The sequence below is a fragment of the Pseudomonadota bacterium genome, from assembly GCA_010028905.1.
In the GTDB taxonomy this organism is placed as follows: Bacteria; Vulcanimicrobiota; Xenobia; order RGZZ01; family RGZZ01; genus RGZZ01.
Genome location: RGZZ01000276.1, coordinates 1 through 6957 on the forward strand (window position 1 = coordinate 1; position 6957 = coordinate 6957).

Annotated in this window: 7 protein-coding genes; 5 read left to right on the plus strand and 2 right to left on the minus strand. The window is 68.3% G+C overall.

Annotated features, from left to right (window positions below; all coding sequences use genetic code 11):
* Window positions 1-212, minus strand: a 212-nt coding sequence (locus tag EB084_16670; protein NDD29891.1) for a hypothetical protein, incomplete at its 3' end; no start/stop codon positions are given.
* A gap of 485 nt (window positions 213-697) precedes the next feature.
* Here EB084_16670 and EB084_16675 point away from each other — a divergent pair.
* Window positions 698-985, plus strand: a complete 288-nt coding sequence (locus EB084_16675) for a type II toxin-antitoxin system Phd/YefM family antitoxin (GenBank protein ID NDD29892.1) — start codon at window positions 698-700, stop codon at window positions 983-985.
* A 440-nt stretch (window positions 986-1425) separates the two neighbouring features.
* Here EB084_16675 and EB084_16680 read toward each other — a convergent pair whose 3' ends face one another.
* A complete protein-coding gene (locus EB084_16680; protein ID NDD29893.1) occupies window positions 1426-2088 on the minus strand; it encodes a class I SAM-dependent methyltransferase in 663 nt (220 codons plus the stop codon).
* A 173-nt stretch (window positions 2089-2261) separates the two neighbouring features.
* Between EB084_16680 and EB084_16685 the strand changes: the two genes are divergently transcribed.
* From EB084_16685 to EB084_16700, 4 genes are all read left to right on the plus strand, one after another.
* A complete protein-coding gene (locus EB084_16685; protein NDD29894.1) occupies window positions 2262-3143 on the plus strand; it encodes a glycosyltransferase family 2 protein in 882 nt (293 codons plus the stop codon).
* 9 nt (window positions 3144-3152) lie between these two features.
* Window positions 3153-4676, plus strand: a complete 1524-nt coding sequence (locus tag EB084_16690; GenBank protein ID NDD29895.1) for a hypothetical protein — start codon at window positions 3153-3155, stop codon at window positions 4674-4676.
* On the plus strand, window positions 4673-5776 hold the full coding sequence (locus EB084_16695; GenBank protein NDD29896.1) for a UPF0104 family protein: 1104 nt from the start codon (window positions 4673-4675) through the stop codon (window positions 5774-5776). Before EB084_16690 ends, EB084_16695 begins: the two co-directional genes overlap by 4 nt.
* 91 nt (window positions 5777-5867) lie before the next feature.
* A partial coding sequence (locus EB084_16700) for a M23 family metallopeptidase (protein NDD29897.1) occupies window positions 5868-6957 on the plus strand: 1090 nt, incomplete at its 3' end.

Here is a 6957-nt window from a genome sequence, read left to right on the forward strand (position 1 = left end):
GTCGTGCAGGCCACGCGCAGCATCCCGTTGGACGGCACGCCGCAGTCGAGGTACTGCATGCGTGTCTTGCCCACGCGCGGGCGCCAGGGACCGTACTGGGGCGCATACCGCTCTTCGTACTCGTGCTCGAACCGCTCCGCGTGGTCGAGCGCGAGCTCGTACAAGGGGGTCCGCCAGGTGCGTGGACGACAGGCAGCGGTGGCATGCGGCACGAGTGACGCCTGAAGAGTCTCCTCGCATCTCGACAGTATCCGGGCTTTGTTGACGGCATGCGAACTGTACGTGAACGGAATGCAGACGCTCGGTCACCGAGATTTCACCTACAGGGACCCGCCTCAGAGCCGCGACCGCGCGATGCGCGCTTTCCGCCGGGGCCTCGTCATCCGTCGGTGGCGCGGCGGCGGTTCCGCGCCGCTTGCGGACCGTCGGCACCCTCGACGCTCGTTTGTTGAGCGCATATACGCTCAAGTCTGCGTTGTTGAGCGCATATACGCTCAAGTTTGCGTTGTTGAGCGCATATACGCTCAAGTTGCCCAGGTTGACCGCGAATTCAAAGGCCATATCGCAGCGGTTCTGGGGGTACCTACTGACTGCACCCAGACGGATCAGGACCTCCCTTGATCGCGCAGACTGACTGCGTGATCTTTACGGCGCGCGGCGCATTCGGTACAGTATTCCTGTACAGGAGGAGCGTGCCGTGTCTATCGAGACCACCTATACCGACGCCCGCGCAAGGCTGGCCGAGCTCTGCGATACCGTGGTCGATGAGCGAGAAGTCGTCATCATCAACCGTCGAAACCACCCAAAGGTGGCTCTTATCTCGGCCGACGAGCTGCAGAGTCTCACTGAGACGGCCCACCTCCTGCGGTCACCCCGCAACGCCGCGCGGTTGCTTACGGCCCTGCAGCGTGCATTGGATCGTCAGCAGCCGGCCACGTCCATCGAAGAGCTTCGACGGGATATCGGGCTTGTCGAAGACCCCTGAACCGAAGCGCGAGCCGCCGCGAGATGCCGTTTTTCAGCCTGAGCTCATCGAAGATCTGCGGTGGTGGGTCGAGACCGACCGAAGGGTGGCGTTGCGCATTCTGGCTCTGGTCGAAGCGACCCCGAGAGATCCCTTTCGCGGAATCAGCATGCCGGAACCGCTGCGCCTTCTCGCTGCAAACATACGGTCTCGCCGCATCACGCAGGAGCACCGGCTCGTCTATCTTGTAAGCCATGACCGCATCGACTTCTTGCAGGCGCGATATCACTACTGACGCATTGCACGGTCGTCGGGCGCTGCCTGTAACGATGAGACAAATGACCTGACCGTAGCCGCCCGTGATATCGTTTCGAGGCTGTGGGACGCCTGTGCCACGTCTTTCGCAATGACGGCATCACCCGCCACCACTACGCCGCCGCGCTGGCGTCCCTGCTGCGTTTTCACGTGAACAGGCGGGCTGGAGAGCGGTCGATCTGCGCCGTCCAGAGCACCTGCCCCCGCGGCAGCCAGTGCCCAGATGATGACGCGACGAACCCGGCGGCCGCGCACACCTGCGCCACGGCGTCGTACGAGAAGTGCCACGGGGTGCGGTCGGCGTGGGTCACGATGCCGTTGGCCTGGCGAAAGCGCTCCACGCCCTCGGGTGCGTGGAACACGGTGAAGAGCATCTTGCGCACTTCGGGGAATCGCGCGCGCACCTGCCGCAGCGCGCGCTTGAGCGAAGTCAGGGGCAGGTGTGTGAAGACGGCGAACGAGATGGCGTAGTCGACGTGTTCCGGCACGCCAGGGAAGTCGAACGTGGCATCTTCGATGAGGTGCTCGACAGGCAGTCTATCGTGGTGGGTCAGCTCGACCTCATAGCCCCGTTGCATCAGGGCAAGCGACGCGTCGGTGGCCCAGTAGCGTCCGGCGTCGAGGAAGGGCACGGCCTTGCAGCCCAGTCGCAGGGCCCCCGCGCCGATGTCGAGCAGGGTGTGATGCGGCGCGAGCCCGGCTTCTCGCAGCAGCGTCAGCTGCAGCTCTCCGGTCTCGTCCCAGCGGCCCCCCGCGATGTCTCGATGGCGGCCGCGGGCCAGCTCGCGCGCATAGAAGTCGGGGGCCAGATAGGGAGACGTGGGGCGATTCTTCGGCACGGGCCTCCCTTTCGAGCGAGGCGCAGATCTCCTGCCTCTCCTCCGCGTGACGAATCTCCTGGTTCGAGAAGTCTTCCGCCCCCTGCTTGTCGAAGGCCCCTCGGTCGCCCATCCTGCAGGCCAGGGCATCGGTGGCCTGAGGCATCAACGGCAGCACCAACACGAAAGGCGTCTCGCGAGAAACCGTGATCTGGGTCGTGCTCCCCGCCTACAACGAGGCGGCCAATCTCGGCAGCCTGCTGCAGCGCATCTGCGATGTGCAGCGCATCGTGGGCCACTCGGTGGTCGTTCTGGTGGTCGATGACGGCAGCACCGACGAAACCGTGGCCGTGGCCGAGGGCTTTGGCGGCGGGCTCGACGTGCGCGTCGCACGCAATCCCCACAACATGGGACTGGCGGAGACCATCAAGAGCGGACTGGCCCGTGCCCTCGAGCTCGCCGATGATGCAGATCTCATCGTCACCATGGACGCTGACGACACCCACAACCCGGGGCTCATCCCGCGCATGCTCGACCGCATCATCGAGGGATATGACATCGTCATCGCCTCGCGCTTCGTGCCCCAGGCGCGCATCCGCGGCCTCGCCCTGTCGCGCCAGCTGCTCAGCCTGGGGGCCAGCTGGCTGTTCCGCCTGCTCACCCCCGTGCAGGGCGTCACCGACTTCACCTGCGGGTTCCGTGCCTACCGCGCGGGCTTCCTGCGCGAGGTGTGGGAGCGCCACGGCGTGGCCATCACCACGGCCAGCGGGTTCACGTGCATGGCCGACATCCTGCTCACGTGCCGCAGGTTCGATCCGATCATCGCCGAGGTGCCGCTCATCCTGCGCTATGATCGCAAGCTCAGCGCCAGCAAGATGAAGGTGCAGTCGACCGTGCTCGAGAGCCTGCGCCTCATTGCGCGCACCCGCCTCACCGCCCTCGAAGATCTGCTGCGCGGCGATGCGGGCGCATCGCGCCCGCTCGCGCCGCCCCCCCTCCCGAGGTCGCGCCCCTCGCAGCCCGCGGATGACCATGCCCACGAGTAAGGGTGAGCGTTGATCTCACGCACCCGTGACCTGCTGATCACTGTCGGCGTGCTCGGCCTCGCTCTTGCCCTGCGCACGTGGGCCCTGGGCGAGGCGAGCCTGTGGATGGATGAGGGGGCGTCGCTCCTGCTGTCGCAGGGGAGCGCGACTGACATCGTGCGGCGCGTCGTGGCCGAGGAGAGCCATCCGCCGCTCTACTACCTGGCGCTCGGCCTGTGGCGGCAGCTGGGCGATTCCGAGCTCTGTCTGCGTGCATTGAGCGCCATCTGCGGAACCGCGGTGGTGTGGGTGACCGTTCTGCTGGGCCGCGCGCTCGGCGACACGCGGTCGGGTCGTCTCGCCGCCCTCTTCATGGCCCTCAGCGGGCTGTGCGTGCTGGTGTCGCGGGAGGCGCGCATGTACGCACCCGCCACCTTGCTGGTGGCCCTCGAGACGCTGTTCCTGCTGCGCACGCTGCGAGACGGCCGCGGGCGTGACGCCGCGTGCTATGCCGCGTGTGCCGCGGCGTGCGCATGGACGCACTACATCACGGTCTTCGTTCTGGCGGCGCAGTTCGTCTCCGTGCTCTTCGTCGGCCTGCGCGGCGGCTTCGATCGAACGACGTTGCGAACCTACGGCCTGGCCACCGGGGCAGCGTTCCTGCTCTGGGTTCCGTGGCTCGTCTTGAAGGGGAATCCCACGGCGCGAGGCGATCTGCTGCCGTTCATGCTGTTTGTGCGCAGCGGTGAATCGTTGCCGTGGCAGCTGCTGTCGCTGTGCTACGACGAGGCGTACGGCCTGACCCTGTTCTTCCGACCGCTCGATCTCGGACCGTTCGGACGCGTGCTCTACGGACAGTTCGCGCTGGCTGCGGGAGTCGCCGCGACGTGCGTGCTGGGCGGCGCCTGGCAGGTTCGACGCGAGCGTGAGCGGGGTTGGCTCGTGGTGGCCGCGTCGTTCCTGCTCACCGCGCTCATCGTTCTCATCGCCTCGCGCGCACTCGAGGCCGACATCTTCAAGTCGCGCTACCTCTCGGTGACGGCGCCTTGCTTCTGGCTGCTGGTGGCACGCTTCCTGACGCGGCTCGAGGCCAGGTTCGTCGCCACGGCGCTCACCGCTTTCGTGATGACCCTCACCACCGTGTCTTCGCTCAACCTGCTGTTCGAAGAGCCCTGGAGCACGCAGGACATCCGCGGCGCGGCGCAGCGCGTGGCGCGCATGGCGCGCGCGGGTGACGTGCTTGTGCTCGACCCTGGCTACAACCGTGGGCTTGTCGATCGATATGCGCCAGCGCTCACATCCACGTGCACGGTGGTGCCCATCGGGCGGCGCGGCGTCGACGGGTTCGACCCGCGGGCCTACGCAGGTCGCAGGGTCTGGCTGCTGCGGGCTGATCCGTCGCTGGTCGATGCGGCAGATGAGGTTCGCCGCCGGCTCTGCGCGCTGGCCATGCCGACGCGGGTCTTCTGGTCGCCGCGCCTGAACGTCACGTTCACCGTTGAGGTGGAACGGTTCGATGTGCCCGTCGGGGCACGGGAAGAGGAGCGCCGATGAGCGGGGACGTCTCGCAGCTCCAGAGCCAGGAGGAGAGCCCGCAGGGCGGCGGCAGCGCACCGCGCGGGAGGCGCTCGGCCGTGCTTCAGCTCGTCGTGGGTCTTGCCGTGAGCCTGCTCACCCTCTGGGCGTTCTCCAGGGGGGTGAATCTGCGCCAGCTCGGTGACACCCTCCGTGCCTGCGACCTTCGATGGCTAGGCGGCAGCGCCTTTCTCGCCGCTTTTCTCCTCGTGGTGCGGGGGTGGCGCTGGGAGGCTCTGCTCGGGGTCTACGGCATCGGGTATCGTGGCGCGCTGAACGGGGTGGTGCTGGGTACCGCCGCCAACAATGTTCTGCCGGCCCGCGCGGGTGAGCTGGTGCGGGTCAGCTGGATGAGCGCCGCGTATTCGCGCCCCATGGCGCCTCTGCTGGTCACGGCCGTGGTGGAGCGCATCCTCGATCTGATGGCGGTGGCTGCGCTGGCCGTGTGGGCCGCCGCCCAGGCGTCCATGCGCCCCGGGGGGGCGAGCTTCGGATGGGCCGCCGCGGCGGGCGGCATGGCCCTCACTGCGACAGGCGGCATCGCCGTTCTCGTGGCCTTCGCATGGAGCGGGCAGGGGAGCGGCGCGCGCGTTCTCGCCTTCGTCCCGCAGCGCTGGCGCAAGCGGGTCGAGGCGGTGGCCGGTCAGGTGGCCACCGCGGTCTTTCGCGACACCCCGCCGCGGGCGCTGCTCGCCGCGGCCTGGCGCACGGCATTGACGTGGGGCCTGGCGGGAGTCTGGGTCTGGGTGACGGTGCGGGCGCTTGGGCTCGACCTCGGGTGGAAGGCGTCGTTCATCGTGCTCACGGCGATTCTGGCGGGTATCGCCATTCCATCGGCGCCTGGTTTCGTGGGCACCTATCATCTGTCGGCCATGCTCGCGCTGCAGTGGCTGCAGCAGCCCCAGGGAGAATCTGCCGCCGCGGCCGTGCTGCTCCATGGCGTCTCGTACGTCGTCACCACCGCCTGGGGCGCGGTTCTGGCGCTGGTGCTGGCCTGGCAGGCCCGCTCGGCCGCGAGGGCAGGGGAGGGCAGCCGAACGGAAGGTGACTCGCGGGAGCGTGGGGTACCCTCGTCGTGAGTCTCTTCCTTCTCGTCTGAAGGAGTCGCGCCCCGCTGCGCGAACCGAAAGAGCGCTCATGAACCCACCACGTTGTACGCGCCTGACCCCGATGGCGCTGGCAGCCGCGCTCGTTGGGATGCTGTCTGCATCTCCCGCCGCGGCCCGGCCCGTGACCGTGCCGCTTCCCCCGGCTCCCCCGTCTGTCGCGACACCGCGTGTGGGAGCGGCCCTGCCTGCGGCCCCTGCGGCACATGGAGCCCACGGTCTCGAGACGGTCGAGGCGCTGCTCGAAGACCTGAGCTTTCGAAACCTCGAGCTGCTCGACCGGGAGCGGCTTCTCAAGAGCGCGACGGCGCCTCGCGGAGGGGGCGGAACCCTCGTCTTCTCGGTGGGTGATGGGGCTTCCGTCGTCGTGCCGAGCGGTGCCACGGGTCGCGGCGCGTCTGGCGCGGGGCGCGTCGACACCGCCGCGGCATCTCGTGCGGGCGCCATCGCGCCGGCGGCCGATCTCGGCGGCTACCTGCGCATCCTCGACCGCGTTCGTCCTGGAGGCGTGGTGTGCGGTACCTTCAGTGACTGGCGCACGACCTCGGTCTATCGATCGGTGGCGGGTCACCACAACGGCTACGACATCGCCTATCCCCCCGGGACCCCCATCGCGGCCGGGTGGCCGGGCCAGGTGGTCTCCATCGCCAACTGGTATGGTGCCGAATACGGCATCACCGTTGAGTCGCCCCAGGGCTTTCGCACCACCTATGGTCACCTGTCGCCTGCGGTTCGCGTCGGCGCCTGGGTGAATCCGGGCGACATCGTCGGTCGGGTCGTGCGCGACCACGTCGATGTGAAGATGCGCGGTGCCGACGGCGCCTTCCTCGATTTCGGACGTGGCTTCTCGTCGGCATCGACGGCAGGTCGCGGCACACGGTCGTCGCTCGCTTCCCGGGGAGGCGGAGTGGTTCTCAGCCTTCACATCCGAGGAACCGGGGCTGCCGCACCGCGGGTCCTTCCTCCCCTCAACGGCCCCACCTGGGCGCGCCGGCCCGAGGCGGTGCGCGCGGCCATCGCCTACCTGCGCGTGCGCCATCAGCAGGCCGACCTGCTGGCCCGCGGCGAGGCGGCCCCGGCCGGGTCGCTGGCGGCCGTGCGCAGGCAGGTCGAGGAGGCACGTGGGCGTCTGCTTGTGAACGCCGTGCCTGAAG